This window comes from Bradyrhizobium sp. AUGA SZCCT0431 (genome assembly GCF_018131065.1).
GTDB lineage: Bacteria > Pseudomonadota > Alphaproteobacteria > Rhizobiales > Xanthobacteraceae > Bradyrhizobium.
Map to the genome: position 1 here is coordinate 54127 of NZ_JAFCLR010000018.1, position 24220 is coordinate 78346.

The 24220-nt window shown below is 64.1% G+C and carries 22 protein-coding genes and 1 pseudogene; 11 read left to right on the forward strand and 12 right to left on the reverse strand.

The annotated features are described in order from the left end of the window. Positions 1–8 precede the first annotated feature (8 nt). Positions 9–521 carry a GNAT family N-acetyltransferase gene (locus JQ567_RS19105; protein WP_212440256.1) on the forward strand — a complete coding sequence of 171 codons (513 nt, stop codon included), beginning with the start codon at positions 9–11 and terminating at the stop codon, positions 519–521. Positions 522–545: 24 nt separating this feature from the next. Here the strand turns inward: JQ567_RS19105 and JQ567_RS19110 are convergent, their stop codons facing one another. Further along, positions 546–2921: a TonB-dependent receptor gene (locus tag JQ567_RS19110; protein ID WP_212440257.1), complete on the reverse strand. Its 2376-nt coding sequence runs from the start codon at positions 2919–2921 to the stop codon at positions 546–548. 107 nt (positions 2922–3028) lie between these two features. Continuing rightward, positions 3029–3433: a DUF2946 family protein gene (locus JQ567_RS19115; protein ID WP_212440258.1), complete on the reverse strand. Its 405-nt coding sequence runs from the start codon at positions 3431–3433 to the stop codon at positions 3029–3031. 339 nt (positions 3434–3772) lie between these two features. Between JQ567_RS19115 and zigA the strand changes: the two are divergent. Further along, positions 3773–4981: pseudogene (gene zigA, locus JQ567_RS19120) on the forward strand (zinc metallochaperone GTPase ZigA). A gap of 17 nt (positions 4982–4998) precedes the next feature. Here zigA and JQ567_RS19125 read toward each other — a convergent pair. Genes JQ567_RS19125 through JQ567_RS19140 form a run of 4 tightly spaced genes read right to left on the reverse strand, consistent with a single transcriptional unit; the run spans position 4999 to position 11822 of the window. Then, positions 4999–7062 carry a hypothetical protein gene (locus JQ567_RS19125; protein WP_212440259.1) on the reverse strand — a complete coding sequence of 688 codons (2064 nt, stop codon included), beginning with the start codon at positions 7060–7062 and terminating at the stop codon, positions 4999–5001. 4 nt (positions 7063–7066) lie between these two features. After that, positions 7067–9877, reverse strand: coding sequence for a DUF4159 domain-containing protein (locus JQ567_RS19130; RefSeq protein ID WP_212440324.1), 2811 nt, complete (start codon positions 9875–9877; stop codon positions 7067–7069). Further along, positions 9877–10821 carry a DUF58 domain-containing protein gene (locus tag JQ567_RS19135; RefSeq protein ID WP_212440260.1) on the reverse strand — a complete coding sequence of 315 codons (945 nt, stop codon included), beginning with the start codon at positions 10819–10821 and terminating at the stop codon, positions 9877–9879. The genes JQ567_RS19130 and JQ567_RS19135 overlap by 1 nt, the downstream gene beginning before the upstream one ends. Further along, positions 10821–11822: a MoxR family ATPase gene (locus JQ567_RS19140; protein WP_212033218.1), complete on the reverse strand. Its 1002-nt coding sequence runs from the start codon at positions 11820–11822 to the stop codon at positions 10821–10823. The genes JQ567_RS19135 and JQ567_RS19140 overlap by 1 nt, the downstream gene beginning before the upstream one ends. A gap of 229 nt (positions 11823–12051) precedes the next feature. Between JQ567_RS19140 and JQ567_RS19145 the strand changes: the two genes are divergently transcribed. The 5 genes from JQ567_RS19145 to JQ567_RS19165 are packed head-to-tail and all read left to right on the forward strand — an operon-like array spanning position 12052 to position 15676. Further along, positions 12052–12681, forward strand: coding sequence for a DUF1285 domain-containing protein (locus JQ567_RS19145; RefSeq protein WP_212440261.1), 630 nt, complete (start codon positions 12052–12054; stop codon positions 12679–12681). Positions 12682–12689: 8 nt separating this feature from the next. Continuing rightward, positions 12690–13352 carry a CoA pyrophosphatase gene (locus tag JQ567_RS19150; RefSeq protein WP_409363616.1) on the forward strand — a complete coding sequence of 221 codons (663 nt, stop codon included), beginning with the start codon at positions 12690–12692 and terminating at the stop codon, positions 13350–13352. Next, positions 13349–13627 carry a DUF6111 family protein gene (locus JQ567_RS19155; protein ID WP_212440263.1) on the forward strand — a complete coding sequence of 93 codons (279 nt, stop codon included), beginning with the start codon at positions 13349–13351 and terminating at the stop codon, positions 13625–13627. Before JQ567_RS19150 ends, JQ567_RS19155 begins: the two co-directional genes overlap by 4 nt. Continuing rightward, positions 13624–14895 carry a CCA tRNA nucleotidyltransferase gene (locus JQ567_RS19160; protein WP_212440264.1) on the forward strand — a complete coding sequence of 424 codons (1272 nt, stop codon included), beginning with the start codon at positions 13624–13626 and terminating at the stop codon, positions 14893–14895. The genes JQ567_RS19155 and JQ567_RS19160 overlap by 4 nt, the downstream gene beginning before the upstream one ends. Before the next feature lie 10 nt (positions 14896–14905). Beyond that, complete coding sequence (locus JQ567_RS19165; RefSeq protein WP_212440265.1) at positions 14906–15676, forward strand: TSUP family transporter; 771 nt, start codon at positions 14906–14908, stop codon at positions 15674–15676. Between the two features lie 84 nt (positions 15677–15760). On the opposite strand, the gene JQ567_RS19170 is transcribed toward JQ567_RS19165, so the two are convergent. From JQ567_RS19170 to JQ567_RS19195, 6 genes are all read right to left on the reverse strand, one after another. Beyond that, the gene (locus JQ567_RS19170) at positions 15761–16036 is read right to left on the reverse strand and encodes a YodC family protein (RefSeq protein ID WP_212440266.1); all 276 of its coding nucleotides are present in this window, start codon (positions 16034–16036) and stop codon (positions 15761–15763) included. 179 nt (positions 16037–16215) lie between these two features. Then, on the reverse strand, positions 16216–16953 hold the full coding sequence (locus tag JQ567_RS19175) for an HAD family hydrolase (RefSeq protein WP_212440325.1): 738 nt from the start codon (positions 16951–16953) through the stop codon (positions 16216–16218). Between the two features lie 5 nt (positions 16954–16958). Then, entirely contained in the window at positions 16959–17846 is an 888-nt protein-coding gene (hemF, locus tag JQ567_RS19180; RefSeq protein WP_212440267.1) for an oxygen-dependent coproporphyrinogen oxidase, read from the reverse strand. Positions 17847–17850: 4 nt separating this feature from the next. After that, the gene (locus tag JQ567_RS19185; protein WP_212033225.1) at positions 17851–18216 is read right to left on the reverse strand and encodes a 6-carboxytetrahydropterin synthase; all 366 of its coding nucleotides are present in this window, start codon (positions 18214–18216) and stop codon (positions 17851–17853) included. A 32-nt stretch (positions 18217–18248) separates the two neighbouring features. Then, complete coding sequence (queE, locus tag JQ567_RS19190; RefSeq protein ID WP_212440268.1) at positions 18249–18881, reverse strand: 7-carboxy-7-deazaguanine synthase; 633 nt, start codon at positions 18879–18881, stop codon at positions 18249–18251. A 21-nt stretch (positions 18882–18902) separates the two neighbouring features. Continuing rightward, positions 18903–19358 (reverse strand): tRNA (cytidine(34)-2'-O)-methyltransferase, encoded by a 456-nt coding sequence (locus JQ567_RS19195; protein ID WP_212440269.1) that lies wholly within the window; start codon positions 19356–19358, stop codon positions 18903–18905. 277 nt (positions 19359–19635) lie between these two features. On the opposite strand from JQ567_RS19195, the gene petA reads away from it, so the two are divergent. The 4 genes from petA to JQ567_RS19215 all read left to right on the forward strand — a co-directional run bounded on the left by petA (position 19636) and on the right by JQ567_RS19215 (position 24189). Next, positions 19636–20166: a ubiquinol-cytochrome c reductase iron-sulfur subunit gene (gene petA / locus JQ567_RS19200; protein WP_212440270.1), complete on the forward strand. Its 531-nt coding sequence runs from the start codon at positions 19636–19638 to the stop codon at positions 20164–20166. A gap of 63 nt (positions 20167–20229) precedes the next feature. After that, positions 20230–22293 carry a cytochrome c1 gene (locus JQ567_RS19205; RefSeq protein WP_212440271.1) on the forward strand — a complete coding sequence of 688 codons (2064 nt, stop codon included), beginning with the start codon at positions 20230–20232 and terminating at the stop codon, positions 22291–22293. Between the two features lie 243 nt (positions 22294–22536). Continuing rightward, positions 22537–23211 (forward strand): dienelactone hydrolase family protein, encoded by a 675-nt coding sequence (locus tag JQ567_RS19210; protein WP_211999025.1) that lies wholly within the window; start codon positions 22537–22539, stop codon positions 23209–23211. A gap of 81 nt (positions 23212–23292) precedes the next feature. Beyond that, positions 23293–24189 (forward strand): NAD-dependent epimerase/dehydratase family protein, encoded by an 897-nt coding sequence (locus JQ567_RS19215; protein WP_212440272.1) that lies wholly within the window; start codon positions 23293–23295, stop codon positions 24187–24189. Positions 24190–24220: the final 31 nt, after the last annotated feature.

Sequence of the window (24220 nt, forward strand, 5' to 3'; positions counted from 1 at the left end):
GCCTTACCATGAGCGAACTTTCCGTCACCATATTGCCCGAAACGCCAAAGGATGCGCAGGCGATCGAGCGCCTGCTCGAACGCACCTTCGGCCCCGGCCGCTTCGTGCTGAGTGCCTACCGGCTGCGCGAGCACGTCGATCATCTGCTCGATCTGTCGTTCACGGCACGGATCGGCACACTGATGGTCGGCTCGGTGCGCCAGTTGCCGGTTTGCATCGGCGATACCCCCGCCTTGATGCTCGGGCCGTTGACGGTCGAGCCGCCGTTTCGCAGCCGCGGCGTCGGGCGCATGCTGCTCGATCGCGCCCTTGCGGATGCCAGGGCAAAGGGCCATCGCCTGGTCATTCTGGTCGGCGACGAGGCCTATTACAGCCGTGTCGGTTTCAAGGCCGTGCCCAAGGGGCGGATGACCATGCCCGGCCCGGTCGATTACAGCCGCGTCCTGGTTGCCGAACTGGTCGACGGCGCCTTCGATGGCGTCTCCGGTGCCATTCGGCCGGACTGGAGCAAGGCGCGCTGATCTCGCCTTGCTCCAGCGGGATTGCTAGAACTTCAAATTCGCAAACGCCCGCACCCCGATGCCCGGCATCAGGACTTCGTCCTTGGAGTAGGACACCGAGTTGCGGATGTTTTCGTTCAACAGGTTGTTGCCGACCAGGCCAACCGTCATTTCCCGCGCGCCGAACCAGGACGCATCGAGCTTGGTCCTGTAACTGACCTCGGCCTTCAACAGATTATATCCCGCCGTCGGCGTCTCGCCGATCACGGCGATATCGTTCTGCGCGAAGGCGTGCAGCAGATTGACCCGCATCAACCAGTTGGCGTCGCGATAGAACAGGCCGCCTCCAAGCCTCTGCGGTGGAATACGCGGTACGTTGGTCCCGTCCTCGAAGGTCGCGCGGACAATATCGTATTGTCCCTCGATCCCGAACAGACCGTTCCAGACCGGCAGCACATCGTACTGAAACTGGAATTCGCCGCCGCGGAAGGTGGCGTCGCGCTGGGAGTAGATCGCCTGGTTGAGTTCGAGGCCCGGGCCCGCCTGGCACACGCCGTCTTCGCACGTGTTGCCGGTCAGCCGCCGATAGATGAAGCCGTTGAATTTGGTGTAATAGCCGGTGATTTCAAATCGCAACGGGCCTGTTGCCCGTCGTAGACCGACTTCGACCGATTTCGCTGTCTCGATACCCAGATTGGGATTGCCGATATCGAATGTGACGGTCGCATCGTGACCGCCGCGTGAAAACAGCTCGGCGGGCTTGGGGGCGCGCTCGACATATTGGCCGGTGATGCTCGCAACCAGATTCCATGGAAGATTCTGGATCAGGCCGATACTTCCGCTCTTCGGCGCGAAGTTGAGGTTGCGCGGCGTGGCGGGGCCAATGGCACCGGGATCGACGTTGAGGTCGAACTCATCCGGAATGAAGGCCGGTGTCGTTCCAGTCAGGTGGGCGTGCTCGATACGCCCGGCAATCTGCGCCTTTGTCGTATCGCTGAATTTCAGTTCGTTGAAGATGTATCCGGCGACCTTGGTGTTCTTGTTGGGATCCCACAAACCATTCACCGGACTGCCGATATCATCCGGGCTTGGTGCTGTGAGTTCCTGATGCGACGCCTGGATGCCGACAGCCGTAGTGAGGGCGGCGAAGCGGACGTTAAACGGTGCCAACTGTACCTCGACGCGGCCTTCCTGTTCCTTGTTGGTGAAGGTCTGGCGCACGCCCAGCGTCGTCAGATCGGCGGGGTCGGCAAGGCCGATCTCATTGTGCTTATAGTCGGTGGCGCCCGCCCAGAAACGTATGGCATCGATCGCCGCCGCGTCCGGCCGGTATTCGCCCTTGGTCGTGAATTTGGTCTGGCGCGCATCGATGCGGGTAAGGTGATCGGCGCCGTCAATGCCGGGGATGTGATAGAGCGAGTCGTTCTGCGTGACGGCCGCGCCGATGAAGCCGCCATGGAAGAAATACGAACCGCCGATTGATGCGCCGGTGGCCTGCGCCGCGGAATTCGGCTGGCGTCCATCGACCGGCCGGGTCTGGTCGAACAGATAGGGATAGCTCGGAATGTTGTAATCGCCCGACTTTCGTCCGTAGGCGTCGGCATGAATGGCAACATTGCCGCCGCCGGCGTCGAGCAGAATGCCGCCTTCGACGCCGCGATCGACCGAATTGACCGCGGTGCGGGTCTCGACGTTCAGGCACCCCGGCGCAGCATTGGCGAGCGGGGCCTTCACCGGAAGCCCATAGGTCTGAAACGGGGGTGCCGCGCAGGTGGGCAAAGCGTCCGGAATGCGGTTGTTGGTGGCGCTGACAACGCCACCGATCGCCGTGGACCCGTAACGCAGGGTTGCCGGTCCGCGGATGACCTCGATCTGGTTGGTCGAAAGCGGATCGATCGGCACGAAGTGATCTTCGCCGAGGTCCGATGCGCCGTTGCTGCCGATGCCGTTCTCGACGATGCCGACGCGATTGACGTCGAGGCCCCTGATGATCGGCCGGCTTGACGCTCCGGGTGCAAAGCTCGAGCCGGTGATCCCGGGCTTGGAGAACAAGAGATCGCCGAGCGTGCCACCGCCCTGCCGGCGGATTTCCTCGTTGGGCATGACGGTGACGGTTGCGAACTGGTCGGTCACCACCGGAAGCACGCCCTGTTGAGGTGCGGCGGCGACGGGGGCCGGTTGCGGCTGGTTATCGCGTTCGCGATTGCGGCCGGGCACGCCGCGGGCGACGCGCGCCGGCTTTCGCGCCGGGGTCACGTTTCGCCGCACGATCGGGCTTGGCGCCGTCACGGTGATTTCCGGCAGTTGTGTCGAGGAGGATGGCGCGGCCGCGTCCTGGGCCATCGCGCCGTTGCCGACCGCGCACAGCAATAGCCAGCTTGCGCCACCGATGTGGAACGCTCGTCTTTTGGTGAATGTCATTTGTCCCGATCCTGATTCCGTCAAGCGACGGATCGATTCGATTATCCCTTGGCGGATCGGCCACGTGTCACGCGGCGATCCCCTTCGGGCGCATCAGTCAATCGATGTCAGGAGGCGGGAGGGGCGCGGGACTGGAACGGCGAGCGGACCGAACTCAGATGCGCGAATTCGGCGTCGGTCGTCAGGTACAGAAGTTCGATGGCCTGCGGCAGCAGCAACAGCGGCGGTGCCGGGAATACAAGGTTGTTGGCCAGCGTAATGACGGCGCAGATCGCGCAAGCCTCTGCCGGGTGGTCGGTATCATGATTGGACGGCGGCTGCGTCCGGGCGGCTTCGCTCGCCGCATCCGGTGCGACGGGGATCGGCGCATGATCGAGGTCAACCTGCGTCAGGCTGATCGCGATTGCGGCTGCAACCGCGTGGCAGTGCCCGAACGACAGCGCAAACTGGATCGCGAGCGCGAGCAGCGCCAGCCGCGAGCCGTGTTTGACGTTATCCCGGAACCACTTCACGACAATGGAGGCCTTGTGCCGGGGCGGCCGAGGTGTCTCGGCGGCCCCAATGTAATATTATAACATCAGCGATGGTCTGAGGGGTCAACCGTGCTCGGTCCGGGTGCCGGCGCAATTCAGAGCGTGTGTGTGATTCACGCAACGGTATGCGGGGCGAGCTGATCATCGTCGATTGGGCGCAGCTGGCGTCGCAAGCCAGCCGCACAGCGACCTCGATTTTCCGGGTTGACAGCAGAACCGGGTTCGGATTGTTATGTTATAACATTACATATACGGATCACCCCATGCCTCGTCGTCCTCGTTTGGGGTTCCGCGCACTGAACAGGCTCTTTGATCTCCATGCGAAAACTCCCCGTCACCGTCTTGTCCGGCTTCCTCGGGGCTGGAAAGACAACTTTGCTGAACCACGTGCTGAACAACCGTCACGGCCTGAAAGTGGCGGTGATTGTGAACGACATGAGCTAGGTGAACATCGACGCCGACCTCGTGCGCGATGGCGGTGCGAACCTGTCGCGGACGGATGAAAAGCTGGTCGAAATGACCAATGGGTGCATTTGCTGCACGCTTCGGGACGATCTCTTGAAGGAAATTCGTGGGCTCGCCGAGAGCAACCGGTTCGATTACCTCCTGATCGAATCGACCGGCATTTCGGAACCGCTTCCAGTCGCGGCGACGTTCGATTTCCGCACCGAAGAAGGCGACAGCCTTTCCGATGTGGCGGTGCTCGACACCATGGTGACGGTGGTCGATGCGGTAAACTTGCTGCGCGATTATTCCTCAACCGACTTCATCCGGGATCGCGGCGAATCGCTCGGCGATGACGATAAGCGGACGATGGTGGATCTGCTGGTTGAGCAGATCGAATTCGCCGATGTTGTCGTGCTCAACAAGATCAGCGATGCTTCCAAAGAACAGTTGGAAGCCGCTCGCAAGATCATCCGCGCGCTGAACCCTGCCGCCGACATCGTGGAGACCAACTTTGCCAATGCGCCCTTCGAGCGCATTCTCAACACCGGGCGCTTCGATTTCGAGCGGGCGCAACAACATCCGCTCTGGTTCAAGGAACTGTACGGCTTTGCCGACCATATGCCGGAGACCGAACAATACGGCGTCGGCAGCTTCGTCTATCGCGCGCGTCGACCGTTCGAGCCGGCGAAGTTTCATCAATTCCTGAGAGAAAGCTGGGTCGGAGTCATCCGGGCAAAGGGCCATTTCTGGATCGCCACGCGTCCGCAATGGCTGGGTGAACTGAGTCAGGCCGGCGCGATTGTCCGAACCGAAGGCCTGGGATTTTGGTGGGCCAACGTGCCGGCTGACCGCTGGCCGGACGATCCGTTCTGGCGGCAGTCGCTCAAGAAGAACTGGAACGATGTTTATGGCGACCGCCGCCAGGAGATCGTCTTCATTGGTACTGACATGGACCAGGAGCTTATCAAGGCACGTCTCGATGCATGCCTTGTTGCGGGGAAGTCGGGAATGCACATCGAGGAATGGGTGGGTCTAACCGACCCGTTCCCCAGATGGCGACGTGCCGATGAGGCCGCCTAGCTGTTTGGCAGCCGCGTCTAGCGCCCCTCGCGCACCCACGTCGCCGCGAAAGCGCCGAGCAGCAGCAGCAAGCCGATCAGGCCGGCGAACATCGGCAGCACGCCGACGCCCTTGACGACGCTGGCGTCGCGCATCTTCACGCCTATCCAGCCGTCGCCGCGGAAGATGCTGGTGGAGCGCACCGGCACGATGCGGGGCAGATCGATGCTTGATCCGTCGATCACGCGTCGCGCGTCGCCGCCGGTCGCTTGCGCCAGCGGCTTGAGCATTTCGATCGTCGAAGTGACTTCGGAAAATTCCCTCGGGTTGGTCGGGCCGACATTGATCAGCGCCTTCAGCGTGCCGTCGGTCGCCTGCCACAGGCCGAGTTCGCTCGCCGGTAGGGTCGAACGCCAGGTGCCGGGATCGCTCGCGCTCAGCGTCAATTCGCGCGTGGCGCCGCTCGGCGAGGTCACCGTTACGGGTGCGACGTTGTCGGCCATGGTCTGCCGCAACACCACGAGGTCCTTGCCCTGGATCTGCAGGCGCAGTGCCTCTTCATCCAGATCAGGTTGCTTCATCAGCCAATGCGACATCCGCCGCAAGAGATCGAGATGCGGGCCGCCGCCTTCATAGCCGCGCGCCCACAGCCAGATATGGTCAGACAGCAGCAGCGCGACGCGGCCCTCGCCGAAGCGCGACAGCAGCAGCAGCGGCTTGCCGTCGGCACCGGTCATGACCGGTGGCGTGATGGCGTTGCGCGTCTCCACGGTGCGGAAGAACCGGCTCCAGCGCGGCGGCTCGCTGGCGGAGCCTTCGAGGCCGCGCGTCACCGGATGGCGCTTACCGATGTCGCTTAAGTGCGCATAAAACGGCTTCTCGGTAACGCCGACGGGTTCGGCCGGCAAAACCGAATCCAGCGGCGTGCGCCAGATGCTGGTGGTCGAGGCGTAATCGGGCCCGGCCGACACCAGCACGGCACCGCCGGCCCGTACATAGCGTGCGATGTTGTCGAAATAGGCGATCGGCAGCACGCCCTGGCGGGCGTAGCGATCGAAGATAATCAACTGGAATTCGTTGATCTTCTGCTGGAACAATTCACGGGTCGGAAACGCGATCAGTGACAGTTCGTTGATCGGCGTGCCGTCCTGCTTCTCCGGCGGACGCAGAATGGTGAAGTGCACGAGGTCGACGCTGGCGTCCGACTTCAACAAATTGCGCCAGGTGCGCTCGCCGGAATGCGGTTCGCCCGAGACCAGCAGCACCCTCAGCTTGTCGCGCACGCCATCGATCGCGACGACGGCGCGGTTGTTGACCAGCGTCAGCTCGTTTTCCAGCGGCGAGGCTTCGATCTCGACGATATTGGGACCGGCATGCTTGATGTCGATCTCGACATTGGCGGTCTGGCCGCTCTGCAACGTGCGTTCGTTGATCACTTCGCCGTCGCGGCGCACCACGATCCTGGCGCGCTGGCCGGTGACGCCCTGGTCGTCCAGCCGGTAGGTGATGGTCTGGGGCTGGCCGACGATGCCAAATCTTGGGGCGGCTGAAATCGCGATGCGGCGGTCGCGCTCGTCCTTGCGGCCGGTGACCAGCGCATGCACCGGCGCCTGGAAGCCCAACGCCGCGGCGTTGGCCGGAATGTCGTGGACCCGGCCGTCGGTGATCAGGAAGGCGCCGGCGACGCGATCGACGGGAACATCCGCCAGCGCCGACGACAACGCGCCGAACAGTTTGGTGCCGTCGGTTTCGCCGTCGGCCTGTCCGGCCTCGACGACACGCACTTCCAGTCCCTTGACCTTCTTGAGGCTGTCGACCAGGGCCTCCTGGACCTTCGCCGTCTCCTGATTGCGGGTCCCGAAATTCTGGCTCGGGCTCTTGTCGATGACCACGGCGGCGACCGACGACAACGGCTCACGGTCTTCGCGGGTGAAAGAGGGGTTGGCGAGCGCGAGCAAGATCAGCGCCAGCGCGGTGACGCGCACCGCGGCGCCCCGCGCACGGCCGATCAGCAGCAGCACGGATATCGCGACGATTGCGGCCAGCGCGATCCACAGCACGAGGCTGGGGACGAGGGGGGTGAACGCGATGCCGTACTGCATGCCGTTATTGCCCCAGCCGTTCGATGAGGGCAGGCGCGTGCACCTGGTCGGCCTTGTAGTTGCCGGTCAGCGTGTACATCACGATGTTGACGCCGGCGCGGAAGGCGAATTCGCGCTGGCGCGGCTCGCTCGGCGTCAGCGGCAGCATCGGCTGGCCGTCGGGCCGGATCGCCCAGGCCCCCGCAAGATCGTTCGAGGTGATGATGATCGGCGAGACGCCGTCGCCGCCGCGCGCGGGCCGCGATGCGGCTTCGTCGTCATCCTCGCGCGGCAGGGTTTCAACCCAGGTCTGGCCCGAGTTGAACCGGCCCGGAAAATCCCGCAGCAGATAAAACGTTTTCGTCAGCACGTGCTCGCGCGGCACCGGTTCGAGCTCGGGCACATCGAGCGAGGAGAGAATCTCGCGCAAGGTGCGCATGCCCGGCGTCTGCGATGCGCCGTTTTCGCCCGGCGGCGCCTCGATGGCGTCGCGGGTGTCGAACACGACCGTGCCGCCCTGCTTCATATAGGCGTCGATGCGGTTGATGGCGTCCTGCGGCGGTTTTGGCGCACCCGGTACCACCGGCCAGTAGATCAGCGGGAAGAACGCCAGCTCGTCGCGCGCGGGATCGATGCCGACGGGATCGCCGGCTTCCAGCGCGGTGCGCTGGGCGAGAAACAGGGTCAGTCCCGATAGGCCTGACTTGACGATGGAATCGACGTCGGCATTGCCGGTCACGACATAGGCGAGGCGCGTCTGCGAGACCGACTTGATCGCAAAATCGTCATTGTCGGCGGCGCGCAGCGGCGAGGGCGCGATCGATGTCGCGGCCAGGATCATCGCCAACACCAATGCTGCGGGTGCGGCACGCCGCCGCCACAGCGCCGCAAGGCCCGCTCCGAGCATGGCGACCACGATCGCATCGATCAGGAACAGTGCCAGCGATGACGACAACAGGATGCCGCGCAGATCGCGCGGTTCGGCGTTGGTATAGCTGGCGCGGCGGGCCCGCAGCGACGTCGTGTCGAGTGCTGCGATACGATCGGCTGAGGCCAGCGTGTTGACGGCGATCGGACCTTCGGCCGCGCCATAGAAGCCCGGCGGATGATCCGCGGTGGCGCGGTCGCGATAATCGGCCGGCATCGGCTTGGCGGTGGAGGGCGGCGGGCCGAATGCGCCAAAGCCATCGAGCGTGCGCAGCGGCGCCACGGTCTCGACATTGGTCGCTTCCCTGGCGACGCCCGCGCCCGGCTTTTGCGTGTAGCCGGACGTGTCGACCAGCCGCCGCAGCATCTCGACGAAGCTGCCGGACATCGGCAGGTCGGACCAGCGCGAGTCGGCGCCGACATGGAACAGGCTGAGGATGCCCTTGCCGCGATGTTCGCCGGTTACCAGCGGTGTGCCGTCTTCCAGCGAGGCCCAGCTCTTGGTTGCCAGCACGGCATCTGGTTCAGCCAGAACCTGGCGGTTGACGGTGACGTCCTTCGGTACCTGCAAGCCCGCGAACGGGCCGTCGGCGGCGAACGAGGCCATATGCTGCGGCTTTTCCCAGGTCAGGCTGCCGCCAAGGCTGCGGCCGCCGCGGCGCAGTTTGACCGGCACCAGATCGTCATCGGCCTGAGCGAGACGGGGACCTGCGAAACGCACCAGCACGCCGCCCTGGGCGATCCAGGCGTTGAGGCGTTCGCGGATTTCCGGCGACAGCGTGCCGACATCGGCCAGCACGATCATCGGCAGCCGTTGATCGAGAAACTGTCCGATCACCTGCTGCGGCGCGCCGCGGTCGCCGAGCCGCACGTCGGCGAACGGCGACAGCGCGCGGGTGAGATAGAAGGTCGAGGCGAGCAGCGGCTGCGCGGTGTCGCTGGTGGCGCCCGTGACGACACCGATCGCGCGCCGCCGCCATCGCTTGTCGAGCAGCTGCACGGCGCCGGCGGATCGCTCGCCGGCGATTTCCAGCCGCGAGATGTCGTTGCGCAACTCGACCGGCAGCTCGAACGCGGCTTCGGCTTCGCGGTCCTGCGGTCCGAACGCATAACGGGCCTCGCCGATCGGCGAACCCTTGGCGTCGATCGCACGCACCACGCCGGCGGCAATGCCGCTGTTGGTGCGCAGTACTTTCACCGTCATCTTCGCCGCGGCGTTCTCGGCGGCGACCAGCGCCAGGGCTGGGGATGCGCCGCCTTCATAGATCGTCAGCGTGCGGTCGCCGACCGTCTTGGCCAGCGCCTCCAAAAATTCGGCGCCGCGCCCGGTGTCGACGCCGTCGGATAGCCAGACGAGTTCGGCATCGCCGGTGGTCTTGAGGAAGCGATCGAGTGCGGCGAGCGTTTCGACGCGCTCGATCGAATAGGGCTTTGGCGCCAGCTGGCGCAACGCGACGCGGGCCGTGCCCCCCGGCATCAGCGTGACGTCGCGCGCCGGCTCGGACAATGGTACCAGCGCGACGCCGCGGCGGTCGTTGTCGGCGTTGGCGATCAATTCGTCGGCGGCCTTGATCCTCGTTTCCCAGCTCGAGGCTGCGCTCCAGCCGTCATCGAGCAGGATCACCAGCGGCGCCCTGCTGCCGCCGGCGGCGGTCTGTGGATTCCAGATCGGACCAGCGGCGGCGAGGATCACCAGGGCTGCTGCGGTCAGGCGCAGCAGCGTCAGCCACCACGGCGTCCGCGACGGGGTTTCCTCCTTGGGCTTGATGTCGAACAGCAGCCGCGTCGGCGGAAATTCGATCCGTCTCGGCCGCGGCGGCATCACCCGCAGCAGCCACCACAGCACCGGAAGGGACAAGAGACCCAGCAGCAGCAGCGGTTGTGCAAAGGAGAGGGGCAGGCCCGCGATCATGCGCTTCGCCCCGCTTTGACGGTCGAGGAACGCGCCGTGCCCTTGCTCACCATCATGCCCGAGTGCAGGAACAACAATAGCTCGGCCGCGGAGCGGCTGGTGGTATGGGTTGAAAACAGCCAGTCGAGCTTGTTGGTCTCGCCCCGGATCTCGTCGCGATGCAGCGCCACGCGCGCGACATAGTCGCTGGCCCAGCTCTCGGCGCGGCCGGCGGTGATGACGCCGCCGCTTTCCGGTTCGACGAACTCGACGCGTCCGGAATAGGGAAAGGTCTCTTCGGCGGGATCGACGATCTGGATCAGCGTGCCATGCGCGCCGGAAGCCGACAGGCCCGCGAGCATGGTGCGTATTTCGCTCATCGGCGACCAGAAATCCGACAGCACCACGATCTCGGCCAGCGCCGACGGGATGAACGACGGCGGCAGGCTCGCGCGCGCGGCATCGTCATGCAGCATCGCCTGCGCCATCTTGTCGATGACGCTGCGGCTGGCGGTCGGGTTCATCAGGCCGGGGATGCCAACGCGCTCGCCGCCGGCGACCAGAAGTTCAGCCAGCGCGAAGGTCACGATCAGGCCGCGCTCCAGCTTGCTGTCGCGCGCCTGCTTCGAGGCAAAGGCCATCGAGGGCGAGCGGTCGGGCCACACCCATACGGTGTGCGCGGCCTCCCATTCCTGCTCGCGGACATAAAGATGATCGTCGCGCGCCGAGCGGCGCCAGTCGACGTTCTGCGACGGCTCGCCGGAGACGAAGCGGCGGTATTGCCAGAAACTTTCGCCGGAGCCGGCGCGGCGGCGGCCGTGCAGGCCGTGAATGACGTTGGCGGCGATGCGGCGGGCTTCAAGCACGAGACGCGGCAGCGATGCGGCGAGCGTACGGCTTTCGCCATCGGCACGTCGGATTGCTGTGATCTCCCCGTTGGCGTGCTTGGTCTCTGCGGCCATCAACCAATCCGCGTCTTCAATTGCCTGATTACGTCAGGAATGGTGCGGCCTTCCGCGCGCGCCGAGAATGTCAGCGCCATGCGGTGTTTGAGCACCGGTTCGGCAAGGTCGAGCACATCGTCGATCGAGGGCGCGAGACGGCCGTCGAGCAGCGCGCGGGCGCGGACCGCCAGCATCAGCGACTGGCTGGCGCGCGGACCGGGGCCCCAGGCGATCAGCTTCTCGCTCTCGCCATCCGGATTGGGACGCGCGGCCCGCACCAGCGAAAGAATGGCCTCGACCACGCTGTCGCCGACCGGCAGGCGGCGCACAAGCCGCTGGGCGGTGATCAGGATCTCCGCGTTCATGGAGGCCTTGGCGAGCGTCTCATCCGCGCCGGTGGTCTCGAACAGGATGCGGCGCTCGGCGTCGCGGTCGGGATAGTCGACGTCGATCTCCATCAGGAAGCGGTCGAGCTGGGCTTCTGGCAGCGGATAGGTGCCTTCCTGTTCCAGCGGGTTCTGGGTCGCGAGCACATGGAACGGCTTGGGCAGATCGTGCCGCGCGCCTGCAACGGTAATGTGCTGTTCCTGCATGGCTTGCAGCAGGGCCGACTGGGTGCGCGGGCTGGCACGGTTGATTTCGTCGGCCATCAGAAGCTGCGCGAATACCGGGCCCGAGATGAAGCGGAACGAGCGTTTTCCGGAGTTGCTCTCGTCCAGCACTTCGGCGCCGAGAATGTCCGACGGCATCAGGTCAGGCGTGAACTGGATGCGCTTGGCATCGAGACCGAGCGTGATACCGAGGGTTTCGACCAGCTTGGTCTTGGCGAGGCCCGGGACGCCGATCAGGAGCGCATGACCGCCGGACAGGATCGTCACCAGGGTGTTTTCGATCACCCGTTCCTGGCCGAAAATGACGGTGGAGATGGCTTCTTTCGCGGCCTTGATCTGGCCGGCGACTTGTTCGGCCGAACGGACGATTGCGTCCTCGAGCTTTTCGACACCATCTGCGCCAGGCATATCCATCTCCTTCACCGCTTCATGACCCCGCCGAATGCGTCGTCATGCCACGAACCTCATGCTAAACCTGCGCAAAGGCCGTGTATTCGCTGAATTAAACTATCCCCACATTATCGGTATATGGGGGTATGAACGGCATCACGATATGGCGAGAATATTGTTCCCGCTCACGTCTCTCGGACGTGCACCAATCGTGCCAGATTGAGCCGCAGAAGCTTTAAGGCAAACAATGGCGAAGCAAGGGCAAACCAGCAAACCAGGCCGTGAAAACACCGGTCTCGAAGGGCTGACCGCCGCAGCGACCGATGCGGCAAAAGCCAGCCCCGCCGGACGCGGCCTGCCGCCGGTGCATCTGTGGAATCCGCCGTTTTGCGGCGATCTCGACATGCGAATCGCCGGCGATGGCACGTGGTTCTACATGGGCACGCCAATCGGGCGGCCGGCGCTGGTGCGGCTGTTTTCGACCATCTTGAAGCGCGAGGACGGCAAGCACTTTCTCGTGACCCCGGTAGAAAAGGTTGGCATCCGTGTCGACGATGCGCCGTTCCTGGCGGTCGAAATGCAGAACGAGCAAAGCGAGGGTGGTGGCCGCCTGCTGCGCTTCCGCACCAATGTGGACGATTGGGTGCCCTGCGACGGCGGGCACCGGTTGCGGTTCGAGATGGCCGCCGACGGCGGGCTCACGCCCTATCTTCACGTGCGCAGCGATCTCTGGGCCAAGGTCACCCGCGCGCTCTATTACGATCTGGTTGACATGGGGGAAGAGCGGGTGGTCGATGGACAGCCAATGTTCGGAATCGAATCCGGCGGCGAATTCTTCGCGATGGCCGATGCGAAGCAGGTGAGGGACGCGCTTTGAACGAGCCGATGCTGAAGAAGATGGAACCGGCTGCGGTCAGCTCGGCGGAATTCTTCGCGCGGACCAAGGCGCGGCTGAACTTCGATGTCCCGCCCGGCCTGATCGATCCCAATATCATTCCCAGAACCGGCGACGAGGGCAATGATCGGATGCTCGAGATCATCGCCCAGGAACAGCCGGTGCGGCCGGCGGCGGTGCTGATCCCGGTGGTGGATCATCCGGAGCCGACGGTGCTGCTGACGCAGCGCTCGGAGCATCTGAGCAGCCATGCCGGCCAGATCTCGTTTCCCGGCGGCAAGATCGATGCGACCGATGCTTCACCGATGGATGCTGCCTTGCGCGAGGCCGACGAGGAAGTCGGGCTGAAGCGCGACTTCATCGAGCCGATCGGCTATCTCGATCTCTATGGTACCGCGTTCGGCTTTCGCATCCTGCCGACGGTGGCGCGGGTGAAGCCCGGGTTCAAACTTGACATCAACGAGGGCGAGGTCGTCGACGCCTTCGAGGTGCCGCTGGCGTTCCTGATGAATCCGGAGAACCACCAGATCCACTCCAAGGAATTCCGCGGCATGGAGCGTTCCTATTACGCGATGCCGTTCGCCGAGCGTTACATCTGGGGCGCGACGGCCGGCATCCTGCGGGTATTGTACGAGCGGATTTATCTCGCATGATCCGTCCGGTATTGACCGAACTTGCAATTTTTTTGATCCCGTTCGCGGCGTACGCGCTGTTCCTGATTGCAACCCGTTCCGGCGTGCTGGCAAAATCTTCCTGGCCGGCGCATCTCGTCGCCAAGCTCGTGCTGGGGTCGCTGCTGCTCGTGATCGTCAGTTTCGTCCTGCTCGCGCATTTCAGAGGTGCGCCGCCGGATTCGACCTACGTTCCCGCCCATATCGAGAACGGCAAGTTCGTTCCGGGTACCGATAAGCCTGGAGCGCGGAAATGAGCGAGGTGCGCGTGCTCGCCGATACGCCCTGGCTCAAATCAGGACCGGCTGCCCGCGTGCTCGCTCTGCTCAACGGTAATAACGAGGAAGCCCGCGTGGTCGGCGGCGCCGTCCGCAATGCGCTTCTGAACATCCCGCCCGGCGATATCGACATCGCCACCACGGCGCTGCCTGATGAAGTGGCGCGTCGCGCCAAAGCGGCGGGCATCAAATGCGTGCCGACCGGCATCGAGCATGGCACCGTGACGCTGGTGGTCGACGCCGAGCCGTTCGAGGTCACGACCTTGCGCGAGGATACCGAGACCTTTGGCCGCAAGGCCAAGGTCGCGTTCGGCCGCGACTGGGTTCGCGATGCGGAGCGGCGCGACTTCACCATCAACGGCCTGTCCGTCGATGCCGACGGCGTCGTGCACGATCATGTCGGCGGGCTCGCCGATATCGCTGCCCGTCGCGTGCGTTTCATCGGCGACGCCGGTCAGCGCATCGCCGAGGATTATTTGCGTATCCTGCGGTTCTTCCGCATGAACGCCGTCTATGGCATTGGCGCGCCCGACCGCGCCGGCTATCTCGCCTGCATTGGCGGCCGTGCGGGACTGGCCAGTCTTTCCGCCGAACGCGTGCGGATGGAAATGTTGAAGATCATGATCGCCGAGGGCGCGCTGGTTGCCGTCACCGCGATGGGGGATGCCGGTCTTCTGCAAGCGATCTTCGGCGGCGTTGTCTACACCGGCCCATTGGCTGCGATGATATCGACGGAACACATGCTGGGGCTGACGCCGAGCCCGGTTCGCAGGCTTGGCGCGCTCTCGGTGGCGGTAACCGAGGATGCCAAACGTGTCGCGGCGCGGCTGCGTCTGACCAACGCCGAGGCCAAGGCGCTCGACTCCATGGGGCACCGCTGGTGGCGGCTCGCCGACATGGACGAGGCGAGGGCGCGGCGGCGGCTCTACCGGCTCGGCGAGGAACAATATCGCGACCGGCTGCTGCTGGCCTGGGCGCGCTCAGGAGGGAGCCAAGACTTCGCTGACAATCGCGCCGCCTATTGGCGTGAGTTTGCCACCCTGCCGCAGCGCTGGAGCGCGCCGAAATTCCCGCTGAAGGCGGCTGATTTCATCGCGCGCGGCATTGCCGAGGGCCCGGCGCTCGGCCACGTGCTGACGCTGGCGGAGGACGCCTGGCTGGCGGCGGATTTTCCACTCGATCAACCCGCGCTGTCGGCCATTGCCGACCAGACCGTCGCCCGTTTCACCCGCGACCACCGGCTGTGAAACGGCAACCGTGAATATTCTCGCAGGCTTTGCCGACATCTCGATCGTCCAGCTGTTGCTGGTCGCCGGCGTGGCGCTGTTTGCCTCCGTGGTCGGCGGCCTCGCCGGCTATGGCACCGGCGCGCTGATGCCGCTGGTGCTGGTGCCGTTGATCGGCGCCGAGCCGGTGGTGCCGATCATCGCGATCTCCTCGATCTTCACCAATATCAGCCGCTTCGTCGCCTATGTCCGCTATGCCGACCGCCGCCGCGCGCTGATCGTGATATCGGCCGCGGCGCTGACCACGGCGCTCGGGGCTTACGGCTATACGCGGCTGTCCGGTGCCGGCGCGGCGCTGGTGATCGGCAGCATGCTGATTCTGAGCGTGCCGCTGCGCCGTTTTGCCAAAGGCCGCGATATCAGGATCAGCGACGCCGGACTTGGCGCCGGCGCGGTCGGGTATGGCGTGGTGGTCGGCGGCACCTCGGGCTCCGGCGTGATCCTGCTGTCGCTGCTGATGGCGGTCGGCCTCGAAGGCGCAGCCGTAATCGCCACCGACGCCGTGATCTCGGTGGCGACCTCAATCATCAAAATTTCGGTGTTTGGCCTGGCCGGCGCCGTCACCGCGCAGGTGCTCGCCTTTGCAATCCTGATCGGGGCTATCTCGATTCCCGGCGCGTTCCTCGCCAAGGCCTTTGTCGAGCGCATGCCGGTGCATATCCACACCGCGATCCTCGATGCCGCCGTCATTACCGGCGGCGTGGTGATGATCTCAACCGCCGCGCGGTCTCTGTTCGGCTAGCTCTCTTCGGTTCGAAGGTCGGCTGGAATGCCCGGGAAAACGATGCCGCCGGGTATCCCGACCCGGCGGTATCGCGGGGAGTTATTACGCTACCTTCTTGCTCTTTTTCTTCTTGTGGTCGTCGTCCTCATCCTCGTCGTCTTCGCTCTCGTCTTCGTCCTGATCGTCTTCGTCCTGATCATCGTCTTCCGCATCATCGATTTCGGCAGGCTCGAGGACCGCCTTGGGAAGCGTTTCGCGAAACAAATCGCCTTCGCCGCCCATCCACAGGCACTCGACCGTGTCGTCGTTGACCTCGGCCACCGTCACCGGGTGACCGCCGGATTTCAGAATAACAACGTCGCCTGGCTTCAATTCCATGATCTTCCCTCCGCGCTGATTGACGCGACGAACAGGCTATCGATCTGTCATGACAGGCGGATCACGACCGGCCGTTTTCGTGGTGGAGATTTGAGCGGTGGAACCGAAGCTTCTAGTCTAGACTCTTGTTCTGACGCGTTCCTTCACGCGAACCGGTATCCACTTCGCTCGAAAACGCTCTAAGGCAACAGTTCGCTCAGTGAGCGGATGATGCGGTCGGGCTTGACCGTGGAATCCGCGGGCAGGCCGTCGCCGTGCACGTCGATCCAGATCGCGTAGATGCCGAGGCGCTGCGGCGCCACGACTTCCCATTCCAGATTGTCGCCGATCATCCAGGTCTCGGGCGCGGTGACGCCGAGGGCCTCCATCGCGTGCAGATAGGCGCGCTCTTCCGGTTTGCCGAAGCCGTGCTCGCCCTCGATCTGGATGTGATCGAATCTGTGCGACAGCGCGAACCGTTCGACCTTGGCGCGCTGCGGACCGGCGGCGCCGTTGGTCACCAGTGCCAGCTTCACCCCGTGTGCCTTCAGCGCGTCGATCGCGTCGTGCGCGCCGGGGAAGACGAACATCTCCTCCTCGCGGTAGGCATGGAACCGGTTGGCGAGCCGCGTCGCCAGATCCGGCGACAGCGGCGCGTGGCCGGCGGCGGCAAGCGCTGCAAATCCGTTGCCGACCACCACGTGCCGGGCCTCCGCGAGCTTCAGCCGCCATTCGGCTGCGGCCGCGGCCCAGAATTTCCGGCCGGACTCCACGATCGCCGCGGCGACCTGTTGCGATGAGATGGAGCCCAACTCATCGGCAAATTCCGCCGCGACATTGTTCCAGGCGATCTCGGGGCGGCCATAGGCCGACAGGATGGTGTCGTCCATGTCGATCAGCATCGCGCGAGGCAGCTTTGTCATCTTGTTCAGGGCCATCTTGTTCAGGGCCATTTCACTTCGGGCGGCATCGACGACAGGATTGAATCGACATTGCCGCCGGTCTTCAGGCCAAAGGTGGTGCCGCGATCGTAGAGCAGGTTGAATTCGACGTAGCGTCCGCGGCGCACCAGTTGCTCCTCGCGATCGGCCGGCGTCCAGGAGGTGCCGAAATTCTTCCGTACCAGTTCGGGGTAAATTTTCAGGAAGGCGCGGCCGACGTCCTGGGTGAAGGCGAGGTCGGCATCCCAGTCGCCGGAATCGTGGTGATCATAAAAAATGCCGCCGATGCCGCGGGCTTCCTTGCGATGCGGCAGGTAGAAATATTCGTCGCACCATTTCTTGTACCGGTCGTAATCGGCAACGCCGTTCGGCCCGGTGCAGGCCTCCTTCATCGCCGCGTGAAAGGCGATCGTGTCGGCGTCTTCCTGGCTGCGGCGCCGGTCGAGCACCGGCGTCAGGTCGGCGCCGCCGCCGAACCACGCCTTCGTCGTCACCACGAAGCGGGTGTTCATATGCACGGCGGGAACGTGCGGGTTGCGCATATGCGCGATGACAGAGATGCCGGATGCCCAGAACCTGGGGTCATCGGTGGCGCCCGGAATCTGCGAGCGGAATTCGGGGCTGAATTCGCCATGAACCGTCGAGCAATGCACGCCGACCTTCTCGAACAGCCGTCCGTACATCATCGACATCACGCCGCCACCACCGGGTTTGCCGGTATGGTCGGCACGGTCCCACGGCGTGCGCACGAAGCGTCCCGCGCTGCCGGGATAGAGCGAGGCGGGCGCATCGTCTTCCAGCCGCTCGAAGGCCGCGCAGATGTCGTCGCGCAGCGTCTCGAACCAGCCCCGCGCCCGTGCCTTGCGATCCTCGATGACGGCGATGTCCATCGGTCTAGCCTTGCGGGCCGTAATAGGTGCAGCTCTCGTTGCAGCTGTCGCGGTGAACGCTGACGCGGGTGATCTTTCCGGCGTGCTGGACCCGCTCCCAGATGAAGCGGGACAGGTTTTCCAGCGTCGGCGGGCCGAGCGCCTCGACCTTGTTGAGGAGCTTGTGGTCGAGCGTCTTCTGGACCTCCGCCATGCTGCGTTCGAGCAGGCCGAGATCGAGCACCATCCCCGTGGCGGGATCGGGCGTGCCGCGCATGCTCACTTCGGCGCGAAACGAGTGGCCGTGAATCTCTTCGCTATCAGCGCCGAAGGTCGTTCCCGGCAGCGAATGCGCGGCCTCGAAGCGAAACGATTTTGTCAGTTCCCACATTGCGAAAGCTCAAATCCTGTCTGATGCCAGTACTACCTGATACCGAGTGTCTTGTGCGTCTGCAGGCTGAGTCGCCATTGGGGGTGCTGCAGGCAATAGTCGATCGCGCGCGCGGTATTTGCGGTCACGTCGGGTCCATCCATCGGCTGCAGCGAGAAGCGCTCGAAGGCGAGACCTTCGAATTGCTCGGGGGCTGCACCTGCTTGCGGATAGACCAGCTTCAGTTCGTGGCCCCGGCGCACCACGAGATCGGAGCCGGCTTTCGGGCTGACGCAGACCCAGTCCATGCCCTCGGGCGGCTCGATGGTGCCGTTGGTTTCAATGCCGATCTCGAAGCCGCGCGCATGCAGCGCGTCGATGAACGGCGTGTCCACCTGCAGCAGCGGCTCGCCGCCGGTCAGCACGACGTAGCGGTTGGCGTTGGCGCCGGTCCATTGCGCGGCGATGGTATCGGCGAGCTCATCGGCCGAGGCGTAGCGGCCGCCCAGCGTGCCGTCGGTGCCGACGAAATCGGTGTCGCAGAATTTGCACGTGGCGGAAGCGCGGTCCTGTTCTCGGCCAGTCCAGAGGTTACAGCCGGCGAAACGGCAAAACACAGCCGCGCGACCGGCATGCGCGCCTTCGCCCTGGAGGGTCAGAAATATCTCTTTGACCGCGTAACTCACCATCTCTCCATCAGGTCTCGATCAAGCCTTGGAACCGGTTTGCCGCAGCGCCTCGCCTAGTGCCATGGCGGCCGCCATCGCGACGTTGAGCGAACGCAGGCCCGGCTTGATCGGGATCACCAGCCGCGCATCGGCGACGCCGGCGACCTCGTCGGGGACCCCCGCGGATTCCCGCCCGAACAGCAGGACGTCGTCCCGCTGGTAGTGGTAATCCAGATAGGAACCGGCCCCCTTGGTCGTAAGCAGGACCAGCCGGAAACCCCCGTCGTTACGCCATTGTTCGAATTTTGACCATGAGTCGTGGCGTGTAATAGCGACATGGTCGAGATAGTCCATGCCGGAGCGGCGGAAACGCCGGTCGGAGACCGGAAAGCCCGCGGGCTCGATAATGTGGGCCGCGACATCCAGGCACGCGCACAGGCGCAGAATCGTTCCGGTGTTCTGGGGGATATCGGGCTGGAAAAGCGCTATCTGCATGATGTTGGCGGCCTGTGAAGCCCTGATGAAATGACTGAATAATCACAGCTCGACGCGGATTTAGTGCATTGCACGCTTGCGAGCCGATAGCGGGCTTGCGCTCTTACGGCAAGGGTGCCAATAGAACGATTCTGGACTGCTTGTTCCGCCGGATTGGCCGGAAAAAGTGGTCTTTCTGCCGCCGCGGGGGCCGCGGGCGCCGGCAGCCTCTTTTGGGCGCGATTCCAGCGTCTCCGGGGCGGTTTCGCTGGCTGCAGATGAGAAAGGGCTTGGAATCGTGACGACAGCGTCTTCGGCGGACCATCCGACACGCCGTGATTTCCTTTTTGTTGCAACGGGAGCCGTCGCCGCCGTAGGCGCCGCCGCCACAGTGTGGCCGCTCGTTGCCCAGATGAACCCGGACGCCGCGACGATCGCGGCCGGTGCGCCGATCGAGGTCGATCTGACGCCGATCGCCGAGGGACAGGACATCAAGGTGTTCTGGCGCGGCAAGCCGATTTACATCAGCCATCGCACCAAGAAGCAGATCGAAGAGGCGCAAAAGGTGTCGCTGTCGAGCCTGCCCGATCCGCAGCCCGACTCGGCACGCGTCAAGGCGGGCCATGACCAGTGGCTGGTCGTGATCGGCATCTGCACCCATCTCGGCTGCATCCCGATCGCCCATGAGGGCAGTTACGACGGCTTCTTCTGCCCCTGCCACGGTTCGGTGTACGACACCTCGGGCCGCATCCGCTCGGGACCGGCGCCCAGCAACCTGCCGGTGCCGCCCTACACGTTCGTTTCCGATACCAAAATCCAGATCGGCTAAGGCCCGGACGCCCGTCCGGGACCTTAATCCGTCGCGTCGTTTTACTTCCTCAGGATCGCATCAATGAGCGGACCATCCGATTTCCAGCCGACCAATCCCGCCTTGAAGTGGATCGAACGGCGTCTCCCGATCATGGGCCTCGTCCATTCCTCGTTCGTGGCCTATCCGACGCCGCGTAACCTGAACTACTGGTGGACCTTCGGCGCCATCCTTTCGCTGATGTTGGGCCTGCAGATCCTGACCGGCGTGATCCTGGCGATGCACTACACGCCGCATGCCGACATGGCCTTCAAGTCGATCGAACTGATCGTCCGCGACGTCAATTACGGCTGGCTGCTGCGCAATATGCACGCCTGCGGCGCCTCGATGTTCTTCTTCGCCGTCTACATCCACATGTTCCGCGGCCTGTATTACGGGTCGTACAAGGAGCCGCGCGAAGTCCTCTGGATCCTCGGCGTCATCATCTACCTCTTGATGATGGCGACCGGCTTCATGGGCTATGTGCTGCCATGGGGCCAGATGAGCTTCTGGGGCGCCACCGTCATCACCAATCTGTTCTCCGCCGTGCCGTATTTCGGCGAGAGCATCGTGACGCTGCTGTGGGGCGGCTATGCGGTCGGCAACCCGACGCTGAACCGCTTCTTCTCGCTGCACTATCTCTTGCCGTTCGTGATCGCCGGCGTGGTCGTGCTGCACGTCTGGGCGCTGCACGTTGCGGGCCAGAACAATCCGGCCGGCGTCGAGGCGAAGACCGAAAAGGACACCGTGCCTTTCACGCCCTACGCGACCATCAAGGATGCGTTCGGCGTCTCCTGCTTCCTGCTGTTCTTCGCCTGGTTCATCTTCTACATGCCGAACTATCTCGGCGATGCCGACAACTACATCCCCGCCAATCCCGGCGTGACACCCGCGCACATCGTGCCCGAATGGTACTATCTGCCGTTCTACGCGATCCTGCGCTCGATCCCGAACAAGCTCGCCGGTGTGGTGGCGATGTTTGGCGCGATCATCATCCTGGCGTTCCTGCCCTGGCTCGATAACGCGCGGACCCGCTCCTCGAAATATCGTCCGCTGGCGAAGCAGTTCTTCTGGATCTTCGTCGTGGTCTGCCTCGGGCTCGGCTATCTCGGCTCGCAGCCGCCGGAAGGCATCTACGTGATCGCCGGCCGTATCCTGACCTTCTTGTATTTCGCCTATTTCCTGATCCTGCTGCCGCTCTTGAGCCGGATCGAGACGCCGCGGCCGGTGCCGAACTCGATCGCCGACGACGTGCTGGCCAAGCACGGCAGCAAGGTGGCCTCAGTGGTGGTCGCGATCGTCGTCGCCGGCGGTCTCCTGGTCGGCGGTGCGCAGAACGCACGCGCTGAGGACCATGGCGTCGCGCCGCCCGGAAACAAGTGGTCGTTCTCCGGCCCGATGGGCAAGTTCGATCGTGGCGCGCTGCAGCGCGGCCTGAAGGTCTACAAGGAAGTCTGTGCGTCCTGTCACGGCCTGTCCTACGTCGCCTTCCGTAACCTCGCCGAAGCCGGCGGTCCCGGTTATTCGGTGGCGCAGGCGGCAGCGTTTGCGTCCGATTACAAGATCAAGGACGGCCCGGACGACAAGGGTGAGATGTTCGAGCGGCCGGGCCGGCCGGCCGACTATTTCCCGTCGCCGTTCCCGAACGAGAATGCGGCGCGTGCCGCCAATGGCGGCGCATTTCCGCCGGATCTGTCGCTGATCACCAAGGCGCGTTCCTACAAGCGCGGCTTCCCGATGTTCCTGGTCGACTTCTTCACCCAATACCAGGAGCAGGGCCCGGATTACGTTTCGGCCGTGCTGCAGGGCTATGAAGACAAGGCGCCGGCCGGCTTCTCGCTCCCGGAAGGTTCCTACTACAACAAGTATTTCCCCGGCCACGCCATCAAGATGCCAAAGCCGCTCAGTGACGGCCAGGTGACGTATGACGACGGTGCGCCGGCCACCGTCGCGCAGTACTCCAAGGACGTCACCACGTTCCTGATGTGGACCGCGGAACCGCACATGGAGGCGCGCAAGCGGCTCGGTCTGCAGGTGTTCGTGTTCCTGATCCTGCTCACGGGCCTGCTCTACTTCACCAAGAAGAAGGTCTGGGCCAACGCGCACTAGGCGCTGGGTTCATCGCAATTCGGAAAAGCCCCCTCTGGGCGCTTTTTTGTTGTTGGGTTCGTCATTGCGAGCGTAGCGAAGCAATCCATAGTCCCGCAGCGCAAGCATGGATTGCTTCGTCGCTTTGCTCCCTTGCGCAAACGCTCTGCGTTTGTCGCAGGCAATGACGGGAACCGATTGCTTCCTGATCCCACAGCGGACAAAATGGCCGCCAATCGCTCCCCAAAAAATACGGAGGACCTCATGGGAACCAGCATCACTTTCAAGCGTCCCGACGGCAAGGACGCGGCCGGCTATCTCGCCAATGCCGCGCGCGGCAATGCGCCGGGCGTGGTCGTGATCCAGGAATGGTGGGGGCTGCAGGACCAGATCAAGGGCATGTGCGACCGCTTCGCGGCTGCCGGCTTCGACGCGCTGGCGCCGGATCTCTACAAGGGCACGGTGGTGCCGTATCACGACACCGACGCCGCCGGCAAAGAGATGAACTCGCTGGATTTCATGGATGCGACGACGCAGACGGTGCGCGGCGCCGCGCAATATCTCGCCAAGAACGGCGCCAAGGTCGGCCTGACCGGCTTTTGTCTCGGCGGCGCCGTCACCATCATCGGCGCCACCAAAATTCCGGAACTCACGGCCGGTGTCGTGTTCTACGGCATCCCGCCGGAGCAGGCGGCGAAACCGGCGGATGTCAAAATTCCGCTGCAGGGCCATTTCGCCAACAAGGACGACTGGTGCACGCCCGCGCTGGTGGACGGTTTCGAAAAGGCAATGAAGGAAGCGGGCAAATCGCTGGAGCTGTTTCGCTATGACGCCGAACACGGTTTTGGCAATGAGCAGCGCCTGTCGGTGCACGACCGGCAATGCGCGGAACTGGCCTGGGGCCGCGCGACGGAGTTTTTCAGGAAGCATCTGGGGTAATCTGAGAATGCTTGCTCGTCATTGCGAGCAACAAGCGCTTCGCGTTTGTTGCAGGCAATGACGGTAGATCAGAGGGTGAGAATGATAATCTTCTGCACAGGCGCATCGGGTTATATCGGCGGATCGGTGGCCGCCCATCTCGTGGCCGCCGGACATCAGGTCACCGGCCTGGTTCGTTCCCGGGAAAAGGCCGATGCGGTGCGCGCCCGCGGCATCCAGCCGCTATTGGGAACACTGGATGACGTGGAAATCCTGGCGCAGGCGGCGCGTGCCGCCGACATCGTCATCAATGCAGCGAGTGCCGATCACCCCGGCGCGGTGGATGCCCTGCTTGGCGCGCTCATCGGAAGCGGCAAGCCGTTCATCCATACGTCCGGATCAAGCATCGTCGGCACGCGCGCGCAGGGACAGCGGTCCGATGCGGTCTTTGACGAGGATACGCCGATCACCCCGGTGCCGGCCCGGGCTGCGCGGGTCGCGTTGAACGAGCGCATTCTCTCATATCGCGACCAGGGCTGCCGTCCGGTCATCATCTGCCCGAGCCTGATCTATGGCCTCGGGCATGGCGTTGATCCGCACAGCACGCAGGTGCCGCTGCTGATCGATCTTGCCAAAAAACGCGGGGGCGCTGCCCATGCCGGCCCCGGCGAGAATATTTGGTCCAACGTGCATATCGACGATCTGGTGTGGCTCTACGCGCTCGCGATCGAGAAGGCGCCGGCTGGTGCGTTCTTCTTCGCCGAGAACGGCGAGAATTCCATGCGCGAGGTTTGTGAAGCCATCAATCGCATGCTGGGTTATGCGGGACCGCCATCGGCGATATCAATCGAAGAGGCGGCCGCCGAATGGGGCGAAGGCACGGCGGAATACACGATGGCCTCCAATAGCCGGGTGCGTGCGGCGCGAGCGCGAGAACTCGGCTGGAAGCCTCAGGCGCGGAGCCTGATCGAGGAGATCGAGCAGGGGTGTTATCGGTAGCAGTCCCAACCGCGTCGTCGTCCCGGCGAAC